The organism is Arthrobacter sp. SDTb3-6 (assembly GCF_013376095.1).
GTDB lineage: Bacteria > Actinomycetota > Actinomycetes > Actinomycetales > Micrococcaceae > Specibacter.
The window spans coordinates 48407-73566 of the sequence record NZ_JAAMFN010000002.1; the positions used below are offsets into that span (position 1 = coordinate 48407).

The following is a 25160-nucleotide window of genomic DNA, read 5'->3' on the forward strand; positions in this document are numbered from 1 at the left end:
TATTGCGTGCCGTGGACCGTGTCCAGCGTGGGGCGGGACCGGCGCGGCCCGGCCGAATTGGCGGTTCCGGTGGCACAGGGAACCGCCTGCGAAGGGTGTCGCGGCCGCCGCGCCGGCGACGGGCGGCGCTCAGCCCTCCGCTTCCCCGACCGTGACGTTGACCTCGTGCGAGACGGCCGTGCCGTGTTCCACCGTCCGTGACACCGTGCAGTATTTGTCATGCGAGAGCTCAACGAGCCGGTCCACCATGCCTGCGGCCTTTCGCCCTTCCTCGGTGTCGGGAAAGGCCACATTGAAGGACAGGTGCAGCCCGTCGACACGGTTGGCACCGTCCTCGACCACCTTGTGGCCGCTCGCCCCGACCCGGAACGCCGTGGGCTCGGCGCTGCGTGCCGTCACCGTGTCGACGTCGATCGACGAGCAGCCCGCGATGGCGGCCAGCAGCAGTTCGACGGGGCTGAGCAGCCCTTCGCCGTGCCCAAACTCAATTTCCGCGCCCGCGGCGTTGCGCGCCACATAGCGCGCGGTGTCGGTGCGGACCAGCTCGACGGATCGGAGGGTGGGGTCGTCTTTTTCACTCATGTGCCCATCATGCCACCAGCGGCGGGGCGGCCGTACCGGCAACGGGCCGGGCATGCGGCAGAATGTTTTCCATGGACGTTAAGGCTTCCGCCCCGACCGGCGGATCGTTGCGGCGCAGCATCTCGCTGGGGCAGCTCATCTTTTTCGGGCTCGTTTTCATCGGGCCCGCCGCTGCGGTGGGGATCTTCGGCACCCTGGATGCGAAGTCCTCGGGAGCGGTGGCCACCGTCTATGTGGTCGCCACCCTCGTCATGGCCTTCACGGCCGCCAGCTACATGCGCATGTCGCGGGAAGTGCCGCGGGCCGGTTCGGTCTTTGCCTACGCGGGGACGGGCATCGGCCCGCGGGCCGGATACGTCTCCGGCTGGATGATCCTGCTCGACTACCTGCTCATCCCCTCCGTGGCCTACATGTTTACCGGGATCGCCCTGAACTCACTGTTTCCGGCCGTGCCCATCTGGGCGTTTGTGGCCGTGGCGGTTGTCGCCACCACGGCCCTCAACCTGGCCGGGGTGACTGTCGCATCCACGGTGATCACCGCCGTCGTGCTCCTGGAAGTGGCGGTGCTTCTGGTGGTGCTGGCCTGCGGCACCTGGGTCCTGTCGGTGCACGGGCCCACGCGCCCCTGGCTGAGCCCATTCACCGGCGTGGGCGGCTTCTCGGTCACCGCCGTGATGGCTGCCGTGTCCGTTGCCGTCCTTTCCTTCCTGGGCTTCGATGCGCTGGCCACCTTCGCCGAGGAGGCCAAGGGCAGTGTCCGGCTGGTGGGCAGGGCCACCATGCTGTGCCTGGTCATCGCCGGCGTCCTGTTCGTCGCACAAAGCTACGTCGGCGCGCTGCTCTCCCCCACCACGCCTGCGCAGCTGGCCGCCCATCCGGGGCTCGAGGGTGCCGCCTACTACACCGCCGTCGGGAACAGCATCGGCCCCTGGCTGCATTGGCTGCTGGCCCTGTCCAAGGCCGCCGGCGCCGCCTTCGCCGCCATGGTGGGCCAGGGGGCCGGCAGCCGCATCATCATGGACATGGCCCGCGAACGCCGTGTTCCGCGCGCGCTGGCGAAAGTATCCGTGCGCACAGGGGTGCCCGTGCGCAGCATCCTGGTCACCGCCGCCGGGAACATTGTGGTGGCCCTGTGGGCGGCCACCCGCGGCGACGGCCTGGACATCCTCAGCTCGGCAGTGAACGTCGGGGCCCTGACGGCGTTCATCCTGCTCCATGTGTCGGTGATCGGCTACTTCCTCGTCAAGAAACTGGCCCCCGGGAACTGGTTCCTCCACGGCGCCGTCCCCGCCGTCGGGGCGGTCCTGCTGGTCCTGGTCCTGGCCTCCGCCACCCCCCTGGCCCTGGAGGTGGGGCTGGGCTGGTTTGTGCTGGGGCTGGTGGTGGCAGCCATCATGTACCGGCGGCGGGCGGCCTCCGGGCGCGCAGCGTCCGGGCAGGCGGAGTCCGGGCAGGCACCACCCGGGGCGGACGTCCCCTCCTGACAGGCTGTGCCGGACGGCCCGGGCGGGCACGGCCGGCCGGAAGCCTTGCGGTCCGCGCCCGCATGGGCAAAGGTGGTTTCCATGGCTACCCTCCCAAGCGGCGGCGGCGCCCAGGCCCTGCTGTCCGCGTGCCGAAACGCCTCGACCGACCCGGATGCACGGGCCCGTGCCAGCACGGACCGGTCCGGTTACGTGCCCGGCAGCGTTCCTGACGGCGTCGTCTACGCGGAAACGGTGGACGACGTCGTCGAGGCACTGCGGCTGGCCACCCGTTTCCGCGTGCCCATTGTGCCGCGCGGGGCAGGCACCGGCCTGGCCGGCGGGTCCTCGGCCACGGCGGGGAGCGTTGTGCTCGATGTCAGCCGGATGAACCGGATCCTCTCGATTGACCCGGAAGAGCAGCAGGCCGTGGTCCAGCCGGGCGTGCTCAATGCCGAGGTGAACGCCGCCACGGCCCGGTACGGGCTTTTCTATGCCCCCGACCCGGCCAGCACGGCCATCTGCTCCATCGGCGGCAACGTGGCCACGAACGCCGGCGGGATGTGGTGCGCCAAGTACGGGGTGACCCGCGAGTCCGTGCTCTCACTGCAGGTGGTGCTGGCGGACGGGCGGATCCTGAAAACCGGCCGGAACACCATCAAGGGGGTTAGCGGCTACGACCTGAACGCTCTGCTCATCGGCTCGGAGGGGACCCTCGGCGTGGTGGTTGAGGCCACCCTGCGGCTGCTCGCCAAGCCGCTGCACACCGCCACCGTGGCGGCTTACTTCGCGGACGCCCAGGCCGCCGCCCGGGCCGCCTCCGCCATCATCGCGGCCCGGATCCAGCCGGCCATCCTGGAGTTCATCGACGGCGGCACCCTCGCCGCCGTCGATGCGATGATGGGCACTGACCACAGCAGCCGGGGCAACGCCTTTTTGCTCGCCCAGGTCGACGGCCACGGCGCCCTGCTCGAACAGCAGGTGCTGGTCGAGGCGGTCACCCCGTTCGCGACGTCCGTGGAACAGACCGACGACGACGTCCGGGCCGCCGATCTGGTCGCCGCCCGGCGCAACGCCATCCCCGCCCTGCAGCAGCTGGGCCGGGTCTCGATCGGGGACATCGGAGTCCCCCGCAAACGCCTGGCCGAGGCGGTTGCGGGACTGGCCGGCATCGCGGAGCGGACCGGAGTGAAGATCTTCGTGATTGCCCACGCCGCGGACGGCAACCTGCACCCCATGGTGGTGGTGGGCCCCGACGAATCCATCACCGAGGGCCCGGCCAAGGCCGCCCTGGGCGAGATGTTCCACCTGGCCAGGCGGCTCGGCGGCACCCTGACCGGCGAACACGGCATCGGCCTGCTCAAACAGGACTGGCTGGAGGAGGAAGTCGGCAGCCTCTCCCTGGAACTGCAGCACAAGATCAAGGCCGCCTTTGACCCGCTGGGCATCCTGAACCCCGGCAAGGGCATATAGGGGTCCGGGCTTCCAGGCACCCTGGCGGGGTGTCCGCCGTCGTACGCCGTTGAAGGTTTGTCAGCCCCTGCACCTACGATTGATCATGGAAGGCTGCAAGGACTATGGAGCGGTGCCATGGACTATTTTTCGATCAACTCCCTGCGTGAGACGCACGCGGGATGGTCGCTGCTGCGCGCCCAAAACGCCCCCCTGGCGCTCACGTTCTTCATGGCCGCCTTCACCGGCCCCAACCAGCGCAACCTGGGCCGGCAGGATCTGGTCGACGTCCTGGACGACGTCCTGTTCAGCCTGCGGGACCCGCTGGGAGCGGACCGCTTCCCACGTTCCGCCGCCGAGTACCTCGACGACTGGGCGGAACCGGAAAAGGCCTGGCTGCGCAAGTTCTACACGGACAACCGCGACGAGCCCGTCTATGACCTCACGCCCGCCACCGAGGATGTGATCCGGTGGGTTGAAGCGTTGCGGGGACGGGATTTTGTGCCGACACAGTCGCGCCTCTCCAGCATCTTCAACCTGCTCAAGGCCCTGGTCCACGGTTCCGAAACGGACCCCGCCGCGCGGCTGGCGGAACTCCAGCGCCAGCGCGATGACATCGACGCCCAGATGGAGCGGATCCGTTCCGGCGAGATCCCCGTCATGAGCGGTCCCGAGGCGGTGGACCACTTCCACCAGCTCACCACCCAGGCCAAGGACCTCCTGGCCGATTTCCGTGAAGTGGAGGCGAACTTCCGCAAACTGGACCGGAGCCTGCGCGAGCAAATTTCCCTGTGGGAAGGCAGCCAGGGCGATCTTCTGGAGTCCATCTTTTCCTCGCAGCAGGACATCAGCGGTTCCCTGCAGGGCCGCACCTTCCAGGGATTCTGGGACTACCTGATGTCCCCGGGCCTGCGCACCGAACTCCACGAACTCCTGGAACGGGCCACCGGCATCAAGGCCCTCGCCCAACAGGACGGCCTGCACTCGATCGTGTCCATGCAGAACGACTGGCTGCCCGCCGTCGAACAAACCCAGGCCACCGTCCGCCAGCTTTCCGCCCAAATCCGCCGCCTGCTGGATGACAAGGTCTTCCTGGAAAACAAGCGCATCATGGCCTTGATCCGCAACATCGAGTCCAACGCCGTCACGGTCCGGGCCAATCCGCCTTCGGGGCCCTTTGCGGAGCTGTCCGGCCACGACGTCCCCGTCGTGCTCCCCTTCGAGCGTCCCCTCTACGAACCGAGCCGGCAGGTGGCCATCCGGGACGGCGTCGACGTTGCCGAGGACCTGGACGTGGACGCCAACGCGCTCTTCACCCAATTCCATGTGGACCCGCACCGCCTGGAGTCCAACATCGACCAGGTGCTGGCCGGCGCAGAACAGGCCACGCTGGCGGACGTCACTGATGCCTTCCCCCTCAGCCAGGGCCTGGCCGAACTGGTCAGCTACTTCCAACTGGCCACCGAATCCACGTGGGCCACCATCGACTCCGACCGCTCCCAAACCTTGTCCTGGACCCTGCCGGACGGCAGCCTGCGCGAGGCCACCGTCGACCAAATCATCTTTGTGAGGCCATCATGACCACAGTTCCCGCCGACGCCGGCATGGATTCCGCAGACGCACCGGACACCGGCACGACGCCTGACGGCCTGCCCCTGGCCGTCACCCGGCTGTTCAAGGGCGTGGTCTACCGCGACGCCGACGAAAAACTGTGGCAGCGGCTCATGGAACTCTCCGCCCAGGCCCGGGACTACGTGGCCGTGCTGGGCCTGGAACTGGTCCTCGACGACACCGAGGGCTACGCCTTCCTGCGCTCCAGCCCCGACGCCGACCCCGAGCTGCCCCGCCTCATCCCCCGCCGCCAGCTGACCTTCAACGTCAGCCTGCTGCTGGCCCTGCTGCGTGCCCGGCTGGCCGAATTTGACGCGCAAAACAGCGAAACGCGGCTCATCATGACGGCCGAACAGATCGGGGACATGGTCTCCGTCTTCCTGCCCGAATCCAGCAACGAGGCCCGCATCCAGGACCAGCTGGCCGGCAACATCAAAAAAGTCACCGAGCTGGGCTTCCTGCGCAAACTCCGCGGGCAGGATGCCACCTACGAGGTGGCGCGCATCCTCAAGGCCTTTGTGGACGCCCAGTGGCTGGAAGAATTCGACGCCCGCCTTGCCGATTACCGTTCCGCCCTGACCGGGGCCCAGCCTGAAAGGGCCACCGCATGAGCACCCAAGCAGGGCTTTTCAGCCTCGACGACCTGACCGAGGACGACGCCGGAACCCGCCCGGGCTTCCGGCTGCACCGTTTGGAGCTGCTGAACTGGGGCACCTTTAACAAGAGCGTGCGCACCTTCCGGCTCGACGGAGAGAACAGCCTGCTCACCGGCGACATCGGCTCGGGCAAGTCCACCGTTGTGGACGCCATCACCACGCTGTTGCTCCCGGCCAACAAGATTGAATACAACAAGGCCGCCGGGGCGCAAAAGAAGGAACGCAGCCTCATGTCCTATGTGCGCGGCTTCCACAAAAGCGCCCGCAGCGGCATTGGCGACACCTCCCGCCCGGTTGCCCTCCGCGGCCCGGGCAGCTTCTCCGTGGTGCTGGGCGTGTTCCACAACGCGGCACTCGAGAAAACCGTCACGCTGGCCATCACACTGTGGGCCACGCAGGAAGCCGGCCAGCCCACGCGCTTCTATTCCATCGCCGAGGGCGAACAGTCCATCAAGAGCGGCTTCTCCGACTTTGGCACCGACATGGCCAAGCTCAAGCGGCGGCTGCGCAACGACGGCGTGGCGGTCTTCGATGTCTTCGAAAAGTATGCCGCGGCGTTCAAGCGCCACTTCGGCATCGGCTCGGCCCAGGCCATGGACCTGTTCCACCGCACGGTGTCCATGAAGCAGGTGGAAAACATCACCCACTTTGTGCGCACCAACATGCTCGAAGAGGACGATGTTGACACCCGCATCAAGAACCTGCTGCACCACTTTGACGACCTGAAGAAGGCCCACGACGCCGTGCTGCGGGCCAAGGACCAGATCCGAATGCTGGAGCCCGTCCGCGACAACGCCGCCCGGCACCAGGCCCTGACCACGGACTACAAGCACGCCCACGTGCAGCGGGAGCAGCTTTCGCCCTGGTTCACCACCAAAAAGCTGGAGCTCAGCGAGGCGCACCTGCAGGAGCTGGAACGGGCCGCCGTCAGGGTGGCGGCGGAACAAAACGCTCTGACCGCAGAGGTGGGCGGGCTCACCCGGGAGCTGGCGGATCTTCGCGACGACATCCGCAACAGCGGCGGCGGCCGGATCGCCGCCATCGACGGCGAACTTGCCCGGCTGGCCATCGAGTCCGGTGCCCAGCGCGAACGCTACAAGTCCTACTCCGAGGCGGCGACGGTCCTGGGGCTGTTTGAGCCGGAAGACCAGGTGGTCTTTGATGCGAACGCGGCCGCCCTGCCCGGGGTGGAAAAGCATCTGGGAGAGGCCAACACTCAGCTGCAGGGGCAGCGCACCGCACTGGACCGGCTCCGCTCCGAGGCCTCGGAGCAGGCGGGGGACCACAAATCCGAACTGAAGAGCCTGCTGAACAGGCAAAACCTGCTGCCCGGCTGGCTGGTCGCACTGCGCCAAAAACTGTGCGCCGGCACGGGCATTGCCGAATCCGAGCTGCCGTTTGCCGGCGAACTGCTGCGCGTGCGCGAATCCGAGGCGGCCTGGGAAGGCGCAGCGGAGCGCACCCTGCACGGCTTCGCGCTGTCCCTGCTGGTCACCGACGTACACTACCCGGCCGTGAGTGACTGGGTGGACAGCCACAACCTGCGGGCCCGGCTGGTCTACCTGAAGGTGGGCGCGAACCCCACGCCCCGCCACGCCGCCGCGAACACGCTGGCCGGAAAGATCGGCATCAAGCCCGGCACCTCCTTCCGGGAGTTCCTGCTCGACGAACTGGGCCGCCGCTTTGACCACCAGTGCTGCGAAACCATGGCAGACTTCCGCCGCTACCCAAAGGCCCTGACCATCAACGGCCAGCTCAAGGGCGGCGGCCGCCACGAAAAGGACGACCGCAAGGAACTCACCGACCGCTCCAGCTACGTCCTGGGCTGGGACAACCACGACAAAATTGCCCGCCTCCGTTCGGCCCTCGAGGAGGCCGAGGGCCGTCTGCGCACCGCCACGGACGGGCTGGGCCGCATCGACTCCCAACTGGGCAACCTGGGACGCCAGCAGCGGCTCATCGGCACCGTGACCGCCGTCGCCAGTTTTGCCAGCCTCGACTGGCACGCCACGGCACGGACCATGGCGGACCTGGCCCAGGAAAAGACCGCGCTGGAATCCTCCAGCGACATCCTGCGCGAGCTCACCGAACGCGAAACCGCCACCAACACCCGCCTGGCCAAGGCCAACGACAAACTCAGCGCCCTGGAGAGGCGCATCGGCTCCCACGAGGCCGAGAGCAAGGCCCTGGCCGAACAGATCGCGGACTGCCGGGACTTGCTGGCGCAGGCACCCCTGACGGACGACGCCGGCCTGCTGGCCGGGTTGGGCACGCTGGCCCGGGCGGCACTCGAGTCGGAGGAGTTGACGTACAAGAACACCGCCAAGATTGAAAGCAAGGTCCGGGAGAAACTGCAGGCCGCCCTCGACGCCCTGCAACTGCGGGCGGGCCGCGCGGCAGAGACAACCATCAGGTTCATGACCGACTTCCGCAACAAATACCCCGCCGAGAGCACCGAACTGGACGCGACATTGGAAGCCGCCGGGGAGTTCAACACCATCCTGCAGCAGCTGGTCGACAACGATCTCCCGCGCTTCGCCGCAAAGTTCAAGGAGTCGCTGACCCAAAACACGATCCACGAGATTGTGGCGTTCAACGCGTTCCTGGATTCCCGGCGCCAGGACATCGTCTCGCGCATCGGCGAAATCAACGAGTCCCTGGCCCGGATTGAATACAACCCGGGAAGGCACATCCAGCTGGAACCGCAGGCCACGTCCGACGCCGAGGTGCGCGAGTTCGGCAGCGAACTGCGGGCGTGTTCGGAAGGCACCATCGGCGCTGCGGAACAGTATTCGGAGCAAAAGTTCCTGCAGGTGGAGGCCCTCGTGGAGCGCTTCCGCGGGCGGCCGGGCCTGACGAACCTCGACGAACGCTGGACCGCCAAGGTCACCGACGTGCGCAACTGGTTCACGTTCTCGGCGTCGGAAAAGTGGACGGAGACGGGCGAGGAACACGAGCATTTCACCGATTCCGGGGGCAAGTCCGGCGGGCAGAAGGAAAAGCTGGCGTACACCATCCTGGCCGCCGCCCTGGCGTTCCAGTTCGGCATCGCGGCCGGCCCGGCCAACCAGCGTTCCTTCCGTTTTGTGGTGATCGACGAGGCATTTGGCCGCGGTTCCGACGAGTCCGCCAAGTACGGGCTGGAACTGTTCAAGCGGCTCAAGCTCCAGCTCCTGATTGTCACGCCGCTGCAAAAGATCCATGTCATTGAACCGTTTGTGGCCAATGTGGGCTTCGTGGCCAACGAGTCCGGCGATGACTCCCAGCTGCGCAACATGACCATCCATGAATACCGGGCCGAACGGGACAGGCGTGGCAGCTAAGCCGCTGGCCTGGACGTCACCGGCGGAACTGCATGCGGCAGCGCTGCGGTCCTGGAACAGCGGTGAGCTGCTCCGTGAGGCGGCGGCGCCGTCGGGCCTCCACCCGCGGCGGCGGGCCATCAGGCACCCGAACGCCACGCAGCTGCGCACCCATTACACGGAGGCCGCAGCCTGGGCGTCCGGGTGGGAGCCGGCACCCCGGGGCTGCACGCTGGAGCACGTTTCCGTCGGTGCCAGCACCATCGGGGCAAACGTGCTGCCGGCGGCCGCAGTGTTTGCCAGCGCGGCCGGTGAGATCGAGTTTCTGGGCCGGAGCCGCGAGGCGGCACGCCACGCGGAGCTTGCCCGCCGTTTGGCGGAGCTCGACGCCCGGCTGGCGGCATGGGCGCTGCGCCGGCCCCTGGAACTGCTCAAGCAGGGCGATGACGCGCTCACTGCCGCGCGCGTGGCCCTCTGGCTGGCCGCCAACCCGAGACCGGGGATCTACCTGCGGCAGTTGTCGCTTCCGGGCGTGCACACCAAGTTCGTGGAGACGCACCGCCGGCTCATCGACGAGCTGCTGTCCACACTGGAGCCGGGGCGGGTCCTTGGCGGGAAGAATTACGCCCGGCGGCACGGTTTCCTGGCAGCGCCGGACCGGGTCCGTGTGCGGTTCCTGGATCCCGCCCACGCGCCGGCGCCCGGCATGGCGGACGTCGAGGTCACGGCCGCCTGCTTCGCTGCGCTGGACCTGGACGTGGACCGGATCATCGCCACCGAGAACCTGGTCAACTTCCTGGCCCTGCCGGATGCGCCGCGGACATTGGCTGTCTTTGGCGGCGGCTACGGCTTCGAAGGGCTGGGCGACGCCGCCTGGCTGCGCGGCACCGAGGTGCTCTATTGGGGCGACATCGACACCCACGGCTTCCATATCCTGGACCAGTTGCGCGCCCGCCACCCGCACGTGCGCAGCATCCTGATGGATGAGGAAACGCTGATGGCCCACCGCGCCTTTTGGGGCCGCGAGGACACGCCGACACATGCGGCCCTGACGCGCCTGACCGCTGAAGAGTCTGCACTGTACGCGGCCCTGCAGGCCGGCACGTTCGCGCCGCTGTTGCGCCTGGAACAGGAACTGCTGCGCTGGGACCATGTGCTGGAGCGCCTGCCCTAGGCCGTTGGGCCGGGGTGCCCGGTTCCGGCAGTTACCCGGGGTCCCCGGCCGCCGCGGCAATGGCCTGGCGAAGTGCGGCAAACCTGGCACTTTCCTTCCCGATGCTGGCCACCTCCCGGGGCACATACCCGGCAGCCTCAAAGTCACCGTCCAGTGCCGCACAGGCCTGCCGGAAGCGCCCAATCGCGGCGTAGAACGCCTGCCGCCGGGGTGACCGTTCCGCCGCGGACTGTTCCGTGGACCCGCAAAAATAAGAGATGTACTGCTTGGCCTGCATGGGTACGGGCACGTCCTCGCACAGTTCCCGCAGCTCCCCCGCGGCTTCCTCGAGTTCCTCACGGCGTGCTTCCGGGTCAAGTCCAGTCATGCTTCCATCATGCACCAGCTACGGCCCCACGTTCGCCGATGCCGGCTGCACCGGTTCCCGCGCCGGTTCCTGCGCAGCTTGCTGAGCCGCTTCCCGCGCGGCGGCGGCATTCGCGCGGGCGCGTCCCCGGGCCGCCCCCAGCACCAGGTACACCACCGCTCCGGTCAACACGCCCCAAAACGGTGCCACGACGCCAAAGGGCGCAATGCCCGAAGCGGTGACGATCAGGGTGGCAAAGGCGGCCTCGACGGCGGCCGGTCCCTTGCGCTCCGTCTTGAGCATGTCCAGCATGGACGACTGCAGGGCCCCCAGCAGGGCCACCCCTGCCATGGCCGTGATGAGCTCGCGGGGAACCGCCGCAAACAGGTCAAGGATGGTGGAACTGAACAAGCCAAAGCCGATGAAGAACACGCCGCCGGCGGCCCCGGCAACATAACGTTTCGCGGGATCCTCGTGGGCCTCGCGGCCACAACAGATTCCAGCCGTAATCGCCGCCAGGTTGATCGCATGGGAACCGAACGGCGCAAAAAGCACACTGGCCACGGAACTTCCGCCGAGCAGCAGCCTGTCATTGGGCTCGTAGCCACTGGTCCGCATCATGACCAGGCCCGGCCCGTTCTGGCCGGCCATGGTCACAATGAGCAGGGGAATGGAAATGCCCATGACGGCCTGGATTGAAAACGTGGGAAGCGTGAACACCGGCTGGGTCAGTGCAAGCGTCAGCTCGGGGCTGTGTGCCTGCCCCACCGCCACGGACAAGAAAACGCCCGCTCCCAGCGCCACCGGCACTGCGTACTTCGGGCACAGGCGGCGGGCCACAAAATACGCCGCCACGAGTCCGCCGGCAACCACCGGGGAGGCCAGCACGGCACCGGTGGCATTGAGCACGAACGGCAGCAGCACCCCGGCCAGGACCGCGGCCAGGATCGGCCGGGGAACCGCGGCCAGCAGACGGCCAAACAATCCGGTCAGGCTGAGCACCAGTCCCAGCAGGCCGGCCACAATGTAGGCGCCAACGGCATCGGAAAAGCTGTAGTTTCCCAGCACCGTCAGCAGCAGCGCCGAGCCGGGAACCGACCAGGCCACCACGACGGGCTGCCGGGTGAACAGGCTGAGCACCAGGCCCACGATCCCGCTGCCCACCGAGACTGCCCAGACCCATGAAGCGGTCTGTGGCTGGCTCAGGCCGGCCCTTTGGGCGGCCTGCAGGATGACCAGCATCGGACCGGCATAGGAAACCGCCACCGCGATGAGTCCGGCACAGACGGCACTGAGCGAAAGATCGCCCAGCAGCCCGGGGGCCCTGCCTCGGACGGCGGCTCCCGCCTTTTTGCGTTCCGGCACGATGTGGCCGCCTTTCCGATGGTGGGAAACCGGTCGCAGCTGCGCCCCGGGCGGCGCGTGGCCGGACAGAAGTTGCGGGGCACGGACCGTGTCCGGCCCAACGTTACGGTGCCGGGGAAACACAGACAAATACCAAAAAAGTCATGATTCATACCTGAAACACACTATTGAGGAACCCCTGGCCAAGCCTAGGCATATGTCCAGTGTGAGGTGCCCCACATGATGTCAAGGTGGACTCCATGGTCTTTCCACCCATCGGGTGGACCAGGGCGTCAGCGCCACTACGAAGGATGGAGCATACCATGACTGAAACTTTAGACACCGTCTCGGCCCTGCTGGACGACGCACTCGTCGACAGCCCGGAGACCGGCAAATTCCGCGCCAACCGAAGCATCTTCACCGACGAGGAAATCTTCGAGCTTGAGATGAAGCACATTTGGGAAGGCAACTGGGTGTACCTGGCCCACGAATCCCAGATCCCCAACGTCGGTGACTACCTCACCACCAACATCGGCCGTCAGCCGATTGTCATTTCGCGCAACAAGGAGGGCGTGCTCAACGCCATCATCAATGCCTGCAGCCACCGCGGGGCGATGCTTTGCCGCCGGAAGACCGACAACCGCACCACCTTCACGTGCCCGTTCCATGGCTGGACCTTCAACAACTCCGGCAAGCTGCTCAAGGTCAAGGACTCCCGCGGCGCCGGCTACCCCGAGGGGTTCAACAAGGAAGGCTCGCACGACCTGACCAAGGTGGCGCGCTTCGAATCCTACCGCGGCTTCCTCTTTGGTTCACTGCGCGAGGACGTCAAGCCCCTGGAAGAACACCTGGGCGAATCCACCAAGATCATCGACATGATCGTGGACCAGTCCCCGGAAGGCCTTGAAGTCCTGCGTGGTTCCTCCACCTACACCTACGACGGCAACTGGAAGCTCCAGGCTGAAAACGGCGCCGACGGCTACCACGTCTCGGCCACCCACTGGAACTACGCGGCCACGCAGGCGCGCCGCGCGTCCGGCGAGTCCAGCAACGAGACCAAGACCATGGACGCCGGCGGCTGGGACAAGCAGGAAGGCGGCTACTACTCCTTCGAGAACGGCCACCTGCTGCTGTGGACCCAATGGCTGGATCCTGCCAACCGCCCCCTGGCCGAGAAGCGCGACGAACTGGTTGCAGCCCACGGCGAGGCGAAGGCCGACTGGATGATCGGCATCTCCCGCAACCTCTGCCTCTACCCGAACGTGTACCTGATGGACCAGTTCTCCTCGCAGATCCGCCAGTTCCGCCCGGTCGCCGTGGACAAGACCGAGGTCACCATCTACTGCATCGCCCCCAAGGGCGAGTCCGACGAAGCCCGCGCCAACCGCATTCGCCAGTATGAGGACTTCTTCAATGCCTCCGGCATGGCCACCCCGGACGACCTGGAGGAATTCCGCTCCTGCCAGAAGACCTACATGGCCACCGCCGCCAAGTGGAACGACCTCTCCCGCGGCCAGGCCCACCAGATCACCGGCGCTGACGAGAACGCCAGGAAGATCGGCCTCGAGCCAATCTCCAGCGGGGCGCGCACCGAGGACGAGGGCCTGTACCCGATCCAGCACGGCTACTGGCTCAAGACCATGCGCAATGCCGTTGCCACCGAACAAGCCGCCGCAGCGAACTAGACGTAAGGAAGCACACCATGACCGCCATAGCCACCACCGAGTTCCAGGCCAGCACCGGAACGGTGACACTTCAGGACGTCAAGCAGTTCCTCTACCAGGAGTCCCGTTTCCTGGACGACCGCGACTTCGACCGATGGATCGACTGCTACCACCCCGAGGCCACTTTCTGGATGCCCGCCTGGGCCGACGACGATGCGCTCACCGAGGACCCCCAGCGGGAGATCTCGCTGATCTACTACGCCAACCGCGGCGGCCTGGAAGACCGCGTTTTCCGCATCAAGACCGACCGCTCCTCGGCCACCAGCCTGCCCGAGCCCCGCACCGGGCACAACGTGACCAACGTGGAAATCGTTGCCAGTGACGGCGACAGGGTCGATGTACGTTTCAACTGGTTCACCCTGTACTACCGCTACCAGAATGTCGACACCTACTTTGGCACCTCGTTCTACACCATCGACTATTCCGGCACCCAGCCGGTGATCATGGCCAAGAAGGTTGTGTTGAAAAACGACTTCATCCACCACGTCGTGGACATTTACCACATCTAACCAGTCCCCGTCCCGTGAAGGGGCCCGGACTGGTTGCGGGGGCGGCGACGCCCCCGCAACATTTCCAGGTACCAACGGCCGTACCACCTGCACTATTTTGAAAAGAGCCCCCCTCATGACCTATCAGGTTGCCCTCGCCTTCGAGGACGGCATTACCCGGTTCATTAAAGTTGGACCGCGCGAAACCGTTGCCGACGCCTCCTACAAGGCCCGCATCAATATTCCGCTGGACTGCCGCGACGGCGCCTGCGGCACCTGCAAGTCCTTCTGCGAGTCCGGAAAATTCGACGGCGGGGACTACATCGACGAAGCCCTCACCGAAGACGAGGCCGAAGCCGGCTACTGCCTGCCGTGCCAGATGGTCCCCGAGTCCGACCTCGTGCTGCAGATCCCCACCACGTCCGACGTCGCGAAGACCGCCGCAACCACCTACTCCTCGACGTTGACCGAGATCCGCCGCATCTCCGAAACCACCTACGCCTTCAGCCTTCACGTCGAAAACCGGGGGGACCTGAATTTCCTGCCCGGCCAGTACGTGAACATTGAGGTTCCGGGCTCGGGCGGGCAGACCCGCTCCTACTCCTTCAGCTCCGGCCCGGAAGTGGAGACGGTCTCCTTCCTGATCCGCATCACCGACGGCGGATTGATGTCCACCTACATGCGCGACGTGGCCCAGGTCGGGGACGCCATCAATTTCACCGGCCCGATGGGCAGCTTCTTCCTTCGCGAGCCCAAGCGCACCTCCCTGCTGCTGGCCGGCGGCACCGGCCTGGCCCCGCTGCTGGCCATCCTGGAGAAACTTTCCGGCATGTCGAACCCGCACCCGGTCCACCTCATCTACGGGGTCAACACCGACACCGACCTGGTCGAAATCGACGTCCTCGAGGACTACCGGGCGCGCATCGAAGGCTTCACCTTCGATACCGTCGTCGGCGACCCGGCCAGCAGCGCGGAAAAGAAGGGCTACGTCACCAACCACTTCCAGCCGCACCACCTGGCCGACGGGGACGTGGACATCTACCTCTGTGGCCCGCCGCCCATGGTCGAGGGTGTCCGCCGCCATCTGGAGGGGGAGGGCATCAAGCCGCAGAACTTCTACTTCGAGAAGTTCGCCCTGGCGGTTGTCCCCGATGCCGCCCCCGCACCGCAGGCGCCGGCTGCCGCAGCTCCGGCAGCGGAAGCAGCAGAGCCGCCGTCCACCCTGCCCGCCTATGAAATCGGCGAGGAGCACGCAACATTCCAGGCGCAATTCGACGCCCGCATGGCCTTGGAACTGGCCATCGTTGAACTGACCATGGGCAAGCTGACGCCCGAGCAACTGGTCGAGTTCAAGGTCCTGGCCCAATTGGCCGGCAAGACCCTGGACGGCGAGAAGTTCGTGAACGCCGAGGAATTCACCGTCACCAACGAGGCATTCCACCAGTTCCTGTTCAGCTGCGTCGGCAACGAACACCTGTTGCAGGCCTACAACCGCCTCGAGGTCCCCGCCACCATGGCCAAGGTCCTGCGCCAGGAGCACTGGATTGACGGGGCCGTGGACGCCGACCACCTTCAGATCGTTGCCGCGTTTGAAAACAACGACCTGGCCGGCGCCCGCAAGGCGATCATGGCCCACAACGAGCACGCCAAGGCAACCATGGCCGCAGCCTCCAAGGCGGGTGCCAAGTGAGCGCCAACGCGAACGCCACTGCGGCCGCCGGCCTGCCCACGTCCTTCCACGCGGACCGGTTCTCCGGCAAGGTCGTGATGGTCACCGGTGCCGCCCAAGGCATTGGCTGGGCCGTGGCCCGCCGCATTGCCGCCGAGGGCGGGGAACTGGTGCTGGTTGACCGGTCCCCGCAGGTCCACACGGTGGCCGAGGGCCTGCGCAGCCACGGCGTGCACGCGCTGAGCGTGACCGCCGACCTGGAGGCCTTCGAGGGTGCGATGTCCGCGGTCGTCGCCGCACTCACCGAACACGACCGGATCGATGTGCTCGTCAACAACGTCGGCGGAACCATCTGGGCCAAGCCGTTCGAGCACTACTCCCCTGAGGAAATTCACCGGGAAATCCAGCGCTCGCTTTTCCCGACCCTGTGGATGTGCCGTGCGGTGTTCCCTGAAATGATCAAGGCCGGCGGCGGCACCATCGTCAATGTCTCCTCCGTGGCGACGCGCGGGGTCAACCGCGTCCCCTATGGCGCGGCCAAGGGCGGGGTCAAGGCCATCACCTCGGCCCTCGCAATGGAGGGCGCTGCCCATTCCATCCGTGTGGTGGCGACGGCACCCGGCGGCACCGAGGCACCCGAACGTGTCGTCAAGCGGGGTCCGGCCCCCGAAGGCGAACAGGAAAAGGCCTGGTACCAGCAAATCGTGGACCAGACCGTCGACTCCTCGTTGATGAAACGCTATGGCAACCTTGACGAACAGGCCGGCCCCATCGCGTTCCTGGCCTCCGATGAGGCGTCCTACATCACCGGAAGCGTCCTTCCGGTGGCCGGAGGGGACCTGGGCTAGCAGGTCCTTCCCTTCCCCACGCATGGGGCGGCCTGTGGCCGCCCCATGCGGCATTTTCAGCACCCAGCCATTCCACGGCCCGCCGTCCGGAGCCAACTTTCCGGGCTACGGCCTCCACACCGCAGGCACCCGCCTGTGGAGCTTGTTCGTGCCCAGACACCCGCACAATGCCGTGCGCCCGGGCCCATGAGTCAACGGAGCAAATCGTGAAATCACCGGACCAACGTGCCGCCAGGAAACAACAAAGCACCATCCTCTGGGTGGTGGCCATAGCAGCCCTCGCCCTCGTGTTCGACGGATACGACCTCGTAGTCTACGGAACTGTGGTTTCCACGCTGCTGGGCGATCCAACCCAGCTCGGCGAGATCGGTCCGGCCACCGCCGGCGTCCTGGGCAGTTGGGCGCTTCTGGGCGTCATGGTCGGCGCGTTGGCCACGGGCGCCATTGGGGACTACCTCGGGCGCCGCAAGATCATGATCACCGGCATCACCTGGTTCTCCCTGGGCATGGGCCTGACCGCACTCGCCCCCAACGTCATGGCGTTTGGCGCCCTGCGTTTCGCCACCGGGCTGGGGGTCGGCGCACTGGTCGCGACCGCTGGCGCGATCGTGGCCGAGTTCGCCCCCCAGGGCAGGCGCAACTACTACAACGCCATCGTCTACTCCGGCGTCCCGGTGGGCGGGGTGCTGGCGTCGCTGCTGGCCATAGTCCTGTTGGACGCCGTCGGCTGGCGCGGGCTCTTTCTCATCGGCGCCACACCCATTCTCTTCCTGCTGCCCATGGCCCTGGCCAAGCTGCCGGAATCCCCCGAGTGGCTGATGGCCCGCGGCCGCACCGAGGACGCCTGGCGCGTCTCGATCCGCGCAGGTGTCCCGGTCCCCGTCCCGGAGGCCGCCGCCGCCACTGCCAAGGCACCGGTTTCCGCATCCTCCGGTGCCAAGATCGGCTTCCGCGCCCTGGCGACCCGGAAATATGCGCTGCCCACCATCCTGCTGGGCCTGATGAGCTTCGCCGGACTGATGCTGACCTATGGCCTGAACACCTGGTTCCCGCAGATCATGTCCCAGTTCGGCTACGGCAAGTCCTACTCGCTCGCTTTCCTGCTGGTGCTTAATGCCGGTGCCGTCTTCGGCGGGTTGGTTGCCTCCGTGGGCGCCGACCGAATCGGTGCGAAGCGCGTGGTGGCCACGACCTTCTTCCTTGCCGCGGTGGCCATGGCACTGCTGACCATGCAGCTTCCCCTCGGCATCCTGCTCGGGCTGGTTGCGGTGGCAGGCGTGGGCACCATCGGCACACAGGTGCTGATCTACGGTTTCGTCTCCAACTATTACAACAGCGCCGCACGTGGCGCCGGGGTTGCCTGGTGTGCAGGGTTTGGGCGGCTGGGCGGCATCTTCGGCCCACTCATTGGCGGGTTGCTGATGGCGGCGGGCGTCCAAAACCACATCGCCTTCTACGTCTTCGCCGCAGTTGCTATCGTTGGTGCATTGGTGACAGCCTTTGTCCCATTGCACCACTCCGAGACCAAGCGGCCGGCCGCCCCTGCGGCCGTGGCCGCCGCGTCCAGATGACCACAGGCCGGGTGAAATACCGGCGGTGGGGCTGCCCGGACAACGTTGGCCGGGCAGGCCCGGCCACACCTAGTGAAAGGCTGGAAACGGCGCCTCCATGCACCAACAACGATCGCAGGCGTTCCTGGCACGGCTGTTGCACCTGGCCGAGTCCGGCGCCGCCCAGTTGGTGGTGGTCAGGGGTCCGGCCGGCTGCGGCAAAAGCACGCTGGTCCGGCGTTTCCTGGACACCAACAAGCATCTGGCCACCTGGAACTCCGCCGGTGCCCGCTGGGAAAGCGGCATCCCGGGTTCCGCCCTTCAGGAGCTGCTCCCCCCGGCCCCGGAAGCGCCGGACGTCGCGCTGGGTGACAGGCTGCTCGCCTTCCTCCAGGAGGCCGGCAAACACACCGGCATCCTGGTGGTCGAGAACCTGCAGTGGACCGATGGCCAGTCGCTGGCCGCGCTGCTCTTTGCCTGGCGGCGGCTCCGGGCCGAAAAGCTGCTTCTGGTCCTCACCCTCCGCGAGGAGGAAGCCGCCTTCATGCCGCATGGCGCACGCGAGTTGCTCGAAGCCGCACACGGCACCACGCTCGAGCTGGAGCCTCCCACCCCGGCCGGTCTCCAGGAGATTGCCGCTTCGCGCCTTGGGGCCGAACTCTCGGCGGCCGCGGCCGACCAACTGTTGGCCTACACCGCCGGCAACATCGAGACCGCACTGGAGCTGATCCGCGAAAATCCCGGGCACACCTGGAACCAGCTCAACCAACGCTTTCCCGCGCCCCGGGCAGTGGCCGCCGAGGTGGCCGGGCTGCTTGAAACGCTCTCGGTCCCGGCCCGCACCTTCATCGAGGCGGCAGCCGTCCTCGGCCGGCAGCCGCGCCTGGACATGGTCGTCGCGCTGTCCGCCGCCGGGGATCCCCTGCCGCTGATAGAGGAATGCGTGTCAACGAAACTGGTGGAGGTGGCCGGCAGCGGCGGAAACCACTCCGTGCGTTTCAGCGGGCACATCCACCAGATGGCCGTCTATCATTTGATCCCGCTCTCGCGGCGCCTCGCACTGCATGCCGCCGCTGCTGCCCTGGGCGAGTTTGCGGGCGATCCCCTGGCCCACCGGGCCGATGCCACGCTGCTCTCCGACCCGGGCCTGGCCCACCAGCTCGAAAGCCGCGCCCAGGAGCAGTCTGCCCGCGGGGAATGGTCCTCGGCTGCGGCCTCCCTGCACCGCGCGGCACAACTTGCCACGGATGCCTCCCAACGCGGGCCCCTCCTGCTCAGGGCCGTCGATGCCACGGTGGCCGCCGGTGAGCTGCCCCGCGCCCTCTCCTTTGCCGGGGAACTGGCCGCCATGGCCAGCAGCCCCACCCGGGACCTGCTGTCCGGCTACATCGCCATTCTCCAGGGCAGGTCGCTGACCGCCGACCGCTGGCTCACCAGGGCCTGGGCCGGGGCCGAGCAGACCGGGGACACCGAGCTCATGGCCACCGTTGCCCAGCGCCGCGTCCTGCACTCGCTGGGCCGGCTGGAAGGGGACGCGCTGGTCGAATGGGCCGAGCGGACGGCAGAACTCAGCGCCCCTGAAAGCACGCTGTCCGTGGAGGCCTCAGCCATCCAGGGACTGGGCCTGGGCATGCTGGGCCGAAGGCGTGCCGGCGAGGACATCCTGACGCGCATGCTTTCCGCCCTGCCGTCGGGCGCCCAGCGCCAACGCGCCGAAATGGCCATGGGCTGGCTGCACGTGGCCGGGGACCAAATTGAGACTGCCCGCCACGAACTGGCCAATTCCAGCTCCACGGACTTCAGCGAGGGTTCCCACCGCATCGCCCTGTGGGCCCGTGCCTGGCTGGCCAGGGCCCACTATGCCGCCGGGGACTGGGACCAGGCGCTGGAAACCCTGCGCACCGGTATCGCCCTCCAGGAAAAGTCGGGCATCGAACTGATGCGTCCGCTGCTCCACCTCACCGCGGTGCAGATCCACTCGATGCGCGGGGAACCGCTCGAAGTCGAGGGCCACCTTGCGAAGGCCTGGGCGCGGACCGGCAGCTACGAGGTCATGCAGGTGCCCTACCGCATGGCCCGGGCTGAGGCCGCCCGCGCCCGGGCGGACTATGACGAGGTCATCCTGGCGCTGGAACCGTTGCTGGCAATGGACCGCTCGCACGGCATCGACGAACCTGGGTTCTGGCCGTGGCACGACGTCTACGCCGACGCGCTGGTGCGCAAGGAGCGCCTGGACGAGGCGGGGGAATTCCTGGCTCCGCTGCTGGCGCAGGCCCGGAAGCGCAGGCACCGCTCCAGCATCGCCCGCCTGCTGGTGGTGCGCGCCCAGCTGTTGGCGGCACGCGGCGACCTGGAAGGGACGCACGATTGTTTTGAGGAAGCGCTCACCTCGTTGCAGGGCCTGACCCTGCCGGTGGTGCGGGCCAACGTTGAATACTCGTACGGGCAGTCGCTGCGCCGTGCGGGAAAGCGCGGAGACGCTGTCGGGCCGCTGACGCGTGCGCTGGCCGGCTACACCCAGTTGGGCGCCACCATCTACATCGAGCGGTGCAACCGCGAGTTGCAGGCCACCGGCATCAGTGTTCCGCGCCGGGACACTGCCGACTGGTCCACCCTGACCGCCCAGGAAAAAGCTGTCGCGGCGCTGGTGTGTGCCGGGGCGAGCAACAGGAAGGCCGCCGAGGAATTGTTTATCGGGACAAAGACCGTCCAGTACCACCTGACGCGGATCTACGCGAAGCTGGGCGTGGCCTCACGCACCGAGCTCGCGGCCCGCTACCGCGACTCCGACAAGTAGGCCAAGGCCGCCACGACGGTGCGCAATGTCAGTGCCGGTGGGTGCCTAGCGGCTGGAAGGACTGTGCACCGGCAAACCAGCTTTCACCCCGGCGCTCCCCGAGCTGTTCACCGAGGCGGTGGAACACACCCGCGTGAAAGATCAGCGGGGCGGCATCGCAGACTGTCAGCGAGCGGACTTCGCCGACCACAATGACGTGGTCGCCGCCGTCGTAGTTGTTCCAGGCCCGGCATTCCAGCGTGGCGGCATTGCCTGCCAGCACCGGGACCCCGCCGCGAAGGTCCCATTCCGGCCGGCCGTGCGTGGGCCGGCCGGCAAAGTGCCGGGCCACCTCCAACTGCCTCTCCGAGAGGATGTTGATGGCGAAGGACGATCCGTCCAGGTGCCGGGCTGTCCGGGAACTGCGCGTCAACGTGATCTGGGCCAGCGGCGGATCCATCGAGACGGCTGCGAAGGCGGTCACCATGGCGCCGTAGGGCTTGCCGTCGGTGCCTTGGGTGGTGACCACTGTGACGCCGGTGGCGAACCGGCCGAAGGCGCTGCGCAATTGGCGGGCATCCATGGTGGCCCGCACGGCTTCCTGGGTCATGGCTGGTCCTCTTTCACGTCGATGCACCCCTGGGGTGCGTGGGCCTGGTTCTTGGGCCTTCCCGGCGGCGTGGGCCGTGGGACTGCCGGGGAATGGGAACGGCGGGGCTCCCGGACATTTCGCCGGGAACCCCGCCGTCGCGACAGGCCGAAGGCTACTTGGCTTCGGGGTCGAGCACGAAGTCGTAGGTGACCTGCTTGCCGTTGCCGGACTCGGCCGGCTGGATGTCAAGCAGGAGTTCCGGCTTCACCGCAGTGGCGATGTCGTCGTCATTGTGCGCGTCGCCCGGGAAGTAAAGCTGTGCGGTCAGCAGTTCGTGGCCGGGGGCCGAGACCTTCAGGTGCAGGTGGGCCGGGCGCCATGCGTGCCAGCCGGCCGCGGCAATGAGCTGTCCGCAGGCACCGTCGGTCGGGATCTGGTACGGGGCCGGCTGCATGGTGTCGATCTGGAATTTGCCCTCCGCGTCGGCAATGAACGTGCCGCGCAGGTTCCACTCCGGGATGTTCGGGGCGAACTGGGAGTAGAAGCCCTCTTCGTCGGCGTGCCACAGCTCAATTTTGGCGTTCTTCAGCGCGGAACTGTCGGTGGAACGGACCTGGCCCTGGAACAGCAGCGGCGTGCCCTTCTCGTCGTCGCGCATGGAGATCTTGGCCGGGGAGTCCTGCGACGGGGAGCCGGGGACGTAGTACGGACCCTCGATGGAGCCCTTGTTGCCTTCGCGGTGGCTGGTGGCAACGTCCTCAACGGAGTGTTCGAGCCAGACGTCCAGGAACAGCGGCCATTCGCCGTCGTCGCCGACCTTGATCAGCCAGGCCTTCAGGGCGTTGAACTCGTCATAGCTCACGCGCTCTTCGAGCACGATGTCGTTGGCGGCCTTGATGAGCTTGCTGGCCAGCAGGTTGACGCGCTCGACGTCGGCGGCGATCGCGCCGGTCTTGCCGGACTGGCGGAAGCGGTCGGTGGCCGCGTTCCCTGAAGCTGCGGCGCTTGCCGTGGTCTCGGTGGTCATGGTTACTCCTTCGTAATCTCCTGCTGGAGGGGTTTTGGTGTGCTGGGACTAAATCACATGGTGCCGTGATGGTTGTCACAGCGGCTTTCCATGCATTCAATCTATGTCTCTTATTGAGCCGTGTGAAATACTTTTTTCCGCCTGATTCAGATGTTTTACATATCAGTCGGCGGGGAAGGCAAGCCCGTCCCGCCCGATTAGCGGATCGAATTCGGGTGCTTGGCGAGCGGGGTGACCTTGATGCGCATGTAGGGGTACATGGGGAAGCCGCTGAGGATCTGGTGCAGCTCGTCATTGGACTCGACGTCGAACAGGGAATGGTTTGCGTATTCCCCCACGATTCGCCAGATGCCTGCCATCTTTCCGCTGCGCTGCAATTGTCCCGAGTACTCCTTCTCACGGACCTGGAAGTCCGCAATTTGCGCCTCGGTCAGGTGGGCCGGGAACGATACGTCCATGCGGGCGAGGAATTTCATGCTGTTCTCCTGGATAGGGCGTGGTTGGGGGTTAGTTTTGGCGGTAGCGCGCGAGCTTGTCTTCGTCGATGCCGGCACCGACACCCGGCACGTTGCGCACGGAGATCCGTCCGCCGCTGATCCGGATGGGTTCGGCGATCAGGTCGTCCGACATGTCCAGGAAGTTGGACAGTTCCCCGGCGCTGCGGGTGGTGGCCTCGTGGGCGGCGCCGAAGGTGACGGTGGCCAGCGATCCGATTTGTGTGTCGATCTGGTTGCCCATGGTGACATCCACACCCAGTCCGGCGCACAGGCCCAGGATTTGCCCGGCCTCGGTGAATCCGCTGCGGGCGGTCTTGATGCAGATCGCGTTCGATCCCCCGGCGAGCAGTTCGCGCGAGACGTCCCCGGCCGTGGGAACCGACTCGTCGCCGACGATCGGGATCGGCGACTTCTCCACGAGCCTGCGGCGGCTCATGGCCTCCTTGGCGTCGCACGGCTCCTCAAGCTTGGTCAGGCCCAGGCCCTCGGTACGGCGCAGCACCTCAAGCGCCTCGTTGGCGGTCCAGCCGCGGTTGGCGTCCAGGTAGATCTCCACGTCGTCGCCCAGCCCGGCGCGCAGCACATGGCAGGCCTCGATGTCCAGGGCCAGCGGACGGCGCCCCACCTTCAGCTTGAAGGTGGTGATGCCGTAATCCTCGCCAAAGCGCAGCGCCTCCTCGAGCAGTTCCTCCGCAGGGCGGAAACCGAGCATGTGCGAGACGCGCATGGAATCGGCATAGCCGCCGAGCAGCTTGTGGACGGGGGTGCCCAGGGCCTTGCCCAGCAGGTCCCACAGCGCAATGTCAATGGCACCCTTGGCAACCTGGTTGTGGATGGTCCGGTCCAGCACCTCGTGCACCTTGCCGCGGTCCAGCGGGTCAAGTCCGATCAGTTGCGGGGAGAAGACCTTGTCGATGATGGACATGATCGAGTCCTGGGTTTCCCCGTAGGTGTAGGGGCGCGGCGGGGCGTCCGCCTCGCCGATGTGGCCGTCGTCGGAGTGGATGCGCACCAGCACGTGTTCGGCATCGGTGACCTCCCCGCTGGCAAATTTCAGCGGGTGGGCATAGGGGATTGAATAGGGGATCGCTTCGATGCGTTGGATCTTCACGACGGGTTTCCTTCCGTGGGGGCGGGGGTCTCAAAAAGGTCCAGGAACTTGTTCAGCAGGGCTGTCTCGCTGCCCGTCTTCCACGCCACGGCCAGGTCGACGGCGGGCGCGTGCCGCAATTGGCGGAAAACGATGCCCTGGAGGGCAAACATGCGCCGGGCAGTGGGGACCAGGGCCACGCCCATGCCGGCGGCGACGAAGGAGAGCAGGGTGGAGGTCTCGCGGGTTTCCTGCACGACCTGGGGGCTGAAGCCGGCCTGGCGGCAGGCTTCGGTGGAGATGGCGTTGACCGCGGACGTCAGCGGATAGGCAATGAACGCCTCCCCGGCCAGGTCCGCGAGGTCCAGCAGCCCGCGGGAGGCCAGTTCATGGTCTTCGGGCAGTGCCACGACCAATTCGTCCTTCTCCAGGAATTTCAGGCTCAACTGGTTTGACCGGATCGGCGGGCGCAGCACGGCCACGTCCACGCGCTGCTCCTCCAGGGCGATTTCCATTTCCGGGGTAAGCATTTCCCCATGGACGCTCAGGCGCAGGCCGGGCATGTACTGGCGCGCCGACTGCACAATCAGGGGCATCAGCCGGTAGGTCGCCGTGCCGGAAACCCCGACCCGCAGGACGCCGCTGGCGCCCTCCCCCACGAGCTTGACGTCCTGTTCGAGCTTGTCGATCTCCGCCAGCAGCAGGCGGGCGCGGGCCAGCAGCAGCTTTCCGGCCTCGGTGAGGTCCACCTTGCGCGTGGTGCGCACCAGCAGCTGGGTGCCCAGCTGCTCCTCCAGCTGCTTGATTTGTTGCGACAGCGGAGGCTGCGCCATGTGCAGGCGCTGTGCGGCGCGGCCGAAGTGCCGTGCCTCGGCCACGGCAATGAAGTAACGCATCTGACGCACTTCCACGTCGTCCACCCTCCGGTCGTGGGCACCGTTGTGCTCCACTGCCAGATTAGGACGCAAA

The 25160-nt window shown here is 66.9% G+C and carries 20 protein-coding genes; 12 read left to right on the forward strand and 8 right to left on the reverse strand.

Annotated elements, in window-relative coordinates; translation table 11 throughout:
* Positions 1-129: 129 nt before the first annotated feature.
* The gene (locus G6035_RS01195) at positions 130-582 is read right to left on the reverse strand and encodes an OsmC family protein (RefSeq protein WP_176615246.1); all 453 of its coding nucleotides are present in this window, start codon (positions 580-582) and stop codon (positions 130-132) included.
* A gap of 71 nt (positions 583-653) precedes the next feature.
* Here G6035_RS01195 and G6035_RS01200 point away from each other — a divergent pair, with 71 nt between their 5' ends.
* From G6035_RS01200 to G6035_RS01225, 6 genes are all read left to right on the forward strand, one after another.
* On the forward strand, positions 654-2066 hold the full coding sequence (locus G6035_RS01200; RefSeq protein WP_176615247.1) for an APC family permease: 1413 nt from the start codon (positions 654-656) through the stop codon (positions 2064-2066).
* Between the two features lie 81 nt (positions 2067-2147).
* The gene (locus tag G6035_RS01205) at positions 2148-3518 is read left to right on the forward strand and encodes an FAD-binding oxidoreductase (RefSeq protein ID WP_176615248.1); all 1371 of its coding nucleotides are present in this window, start codon (positions 2148-2150) and stop codon (positions 3516-3518) included.
* A gap of 117 nt (positions 3519-3635) precedes the next feature.
* The gene (locus G6035_RS01210; protein ID WP_176615249.1) at positions 3636-5078 is read left to right on the forward strand and encodes a DUF3375 domain-containing protein; all 1443 of its coding nucleotides are present in this window, start codon (positions 3636-3638) and stop codon (positions 5076-5078) included.
* Positions 5075-5719 carry a DUF4194 domain-containing protein gene (locus G6035_RS01215; protein ID WP_256127651.1) on the forward strand — a complete coding sequence of 215 codons (645 nt, stop codon included), beginning with the start codon at positions 5075-5077 and terminating at the stop codon, positions 5717-5719. Before G6035_RS01210 ends, G6035_RS01215 begins: the two co-directional genes overlap by 4 nt.
* Positions 5716-9087, forward strand: a complete 3372-nt coding sequence (locus G6035_RS01220) for an ATP-binding protein (protein WP_176615250.1) — start codon at positions 5716-5718, stop codon at positions 9085-9087. The genes G6035_RS01215 and G6035_RS01220 overlap by 4 nt, the downstream gene beginning before the upstream one ends.
* Positions 9077-10240: a Wadjet anti-phage system protein JetD domain-containing protein gene (locus G6035_RS01225; RefSeq protein ID WP_176615251.1), complete on the forward strand. Its 1164-nt coding sequence runs from the start codon at positions 9077-9079 to the stop codon at positions 10238-10240. The genes G6035_RS01220 and G6035_RS01225 overlap by 11 nt, the downstream gene beginning before the upstream one ends.
* Positions 10241-10271: 31 nt before the next feature.
* Here G6035_RS01225 and G6035_RS01230 read toward each other — a convergent pair whose 3' ends face one another.
* Both G6035_RS01230 and G6035_RS01235 read right to left on the reverse strand, forming a co-directional pair.
* Entirely contained in the window at positions 10272-10607 is a 336-nt protein-coding gene (locus tag G6035_RS01230; protein WP_176615252.1) for a hypothetical protein, read from the reverse strand.
* Positions 10608-10625: 18 nt separating this feature from the next.
* Positions 10626-11951, reverse strand: coding sequence for a benzoate/H(+) symporter BenE family transporter (locus tag G6035_RS01235; protein WP_176615253.1), 1326 nt, complete (start codon positions 11949-11951; stop codon positions 10626-10628).
* A gap of 302 nt (positions 11952-12253) precedes the next feature.
* Between G6035_RS01235 and benA the strand changes: the two genes are divergently transcribed.
* From benA to G6035_RS01265, 6 genes are all read left to right on the forward strand, one after another.
* The gene (gene benA / locus G6035_RS01240) at positions 12254-13615 is read left to right on the forward strand and encodes a benzoate 1,2-dioxygenase large subunit (RefSeq protein ID WP_176615254.1); all 1362 of its coding nucleotides are present in this window, start codon (positions 12254-12256) and stop codon (positions 13613-13615) included.
* Between the two features lie 17 nt (positions 13616-13632).
* Positions 13633-14163, forward strand: a complete 531-nt coding sequence (gene benB, locus G6035_RS01245) for a benzoate 1,2-dioxygenase small subunit (protein WP_176615255.1) — start codon at positions 13633-13635, stop codon at positions 14161-14163.
* A 115-nt stretch (positions 14164-14278) separates the two neighbouring features.
* On the forward strand, positions 14279-15832 hold the full coding sequence (gene benC / locus G6035_RS01250) for a benzoate 1,2-dioxygenase electron transfer component BenC (protein WP_176615256.1): 1554 nt from the start codon (positions 14279-14281) through the stop codon (positions 15830-15832).
* Positions 15829-16659 carry a 1,6-dihydroxycyclohexa-2,4-diene-1-carboxylate dehydrogenase gene (locus tag G6035_RS01255; protein WP_371130764.1) on the forward strand — a complete coding sequence of 277 codons (831 nt, stop codon included), beginning with the start codon at positions 15829-15831 and terminating at the stop codon, positions 16657-16659. The genes benC and G6035_RS01255 overlap by 4 nt, the downstream gene beginning before the upstream one ends.
* Positions 16660-16865: 206 nt before the next feature.
* A complete protein-coding gene (locus tag G6035_RS01260; protein ID WP_371130765.1) occupies positions 16866-18230 on the forward strand; it encodes an MFS transporter in 1365 nt (454 codons plus the stop codon).
* A 97-nt stretch (positions 18231-18327) separates the two neighbouring features.
* Positions 18328-21006, forward strand: coding sequence for a LuxR family transcriptional regulator (locus tag G6035_RS01265; protein WP_176615258.1), 2679 nt, complete (start codon positions 18328-18330; stop codon positions 21004-21006).
* A gap of 28 nt (positions 21007-21034) precedes the next feature.
* Here the strand turns inward: G6035_RS01265 and G6035_RS01270 are convergent, their stop codons facing one another.
* The 5 genes from G6035_RS01270 to G6035_RS01290 form a co-directional block, all read right to left on the reverse strand.
* Positions 21035-21595, reverse strand: coding sequence for a flavin reductase family protein (locus G6035_RS01270; protein ID WP_176615259.1), 561 nt, complete (start codon positions 21593-21595; stop codon positions 21035-21037).
* Between the two features lie 154 nt (positions 21596-21749).
* On the reverse strand, positions 21750-22604 hold the full coding sequence (catA, locus tag G6035_RS01275; protein WP_176615260.1) for a catechol 1,2-dioxygenase: 855 nt from the start codon (positions 22602-22604) through the stop codon (positions 21750-21752).
* Positions 22605-22801: 197 nt separating this feature from the next.
* Entirely contained in the window at positions 22802-23080 is a 279-nt protein-coding gene (gene catC / locus G6035_RS01280; RefSeq protein ID WP_176615261.1) for a muconolactone Delta-isomerase, read from the reverse strand.
* Between the two features lie 31 nt (positions 23081-23111).
* A complete protein-coding gene (locus tag G6035_RS01285) occupies positions 23112-24212 on the reverse strand; it encodes an enolase C-terminal domain-like protein (protein ID WP_176615262.1) in 1101 nt (366 codons plus the stop codon).
* On the reverse strand, positions 24209-25141 hold the full coding sequence (locus tag G6035_RS01290; RefSeq protein WP_256882284.1) for a LysR substrate-binding domain-containing protein: 933 nt from the start codon (positions 25139-25141) through the stop codon (positions 24209-24211). The genes G6035_RS01285 and G6035_RS01290 overlap by 4 nt, the downstream gene beginning before the upstream one ends.
* Between the last annotated feature and the right edge of the window lie 19 nt (positions 25142-25160).

Bases quoted from the DNA above. Each gene is read 5' to 3' on its own strand.
- catC (WP_176615261.1), bottom strand. From the start codon at position 23,080: ATGAAATTCCTCGCCCGCATGGACGTATCGTTCCCGGCCCACCTGACC.
- G6035_RS01195 (WP_176615246.1), bottom strand. From the start codon at position 582: ATGAGTGAAAAAGACGACCCCACCCTCCGATCCGTCGAGCTGGTCCGC.
- G6035_RS01230 (WP_176615252.1), bottom strand. From the start codon at position 10,607: ATGACTGGACTTGACCCGGAAGCACGCCGTGAGGAACTCGAGGAAGCC.
- G6035_RS01200 (WP_176615247.1), top strand. From the start codon at position 654: ATGGACGTTAAGGCTTCCGCCCCGACCGGCGGATCGTTGCGGCGCAGC.
- benC (WP_176615256.1), top strand. From the start codon at position 14,279: ATGACCTATCAGGTTGCCCTCGCCTTCGAGGACGGCATTACCCGGTTC.
- benB (WP_176615255.1), top strand. From the start codon at position 13,633: ATGACCGCCATAGCCACCACCGAGTTCCAGGCCAGCACCGGAACGGTG.
- G6035_RS01205 (WP_176615248.1), top strand. From the start codon at position 2,148: ATGGCTACCCTCCCAAGCGGCGGCGGCGCCCAGGCCCTGCTGTCCGCG.
- benA (WP_176615254.1), top strand. From the start codon at position 12,254: ATGACTGAAACTTTAGACACCGTCTCGGCCCTGCTGGACGACGCACTC.
- G6035_RS01270 (WP_176615259.1), bottom strand. From the start codon at position 21,595: ATGACCCAGGAAGCCGTGCGGGCCACCATGGATGCCCGCCAATTGCGC.
- catA (WP_176615260.1), bottom strand. From the start codon at position 22,604: ATGACCACCGAGACCACGGCAAGCGCCGCAGCTTCAGGGAACGCGGCC.
- G6035_RS01220 (WP_176615250.1), top strand. From the start codon at position 5,716: ATGAGCACCCAAGCAGGGCTTTTCAGCCTCGACGACCTGACCGAGGAC.
- G6035_RS01210 (WP_176615249.1), top strand. From the start codon at position 3,636: ATGGACTATTTTTCGATCAACTCCCTGCGTGAGACGCACGCGGGATGG.
- G6035_RS01215 (WP_256127651.1), top strand. From the start codon at position 5,075: ATGACCACAGTTCCCGCCGACGCCGGCATGGATTCCGCAGACGCACCG.
- G6035_RS01265 (WP_176615258.1), top strand. From the start codon at position 18,328: ATGCACCAACAACGATCGCAGGCGTTCCTGGCACGGCTGTTGCACCTG.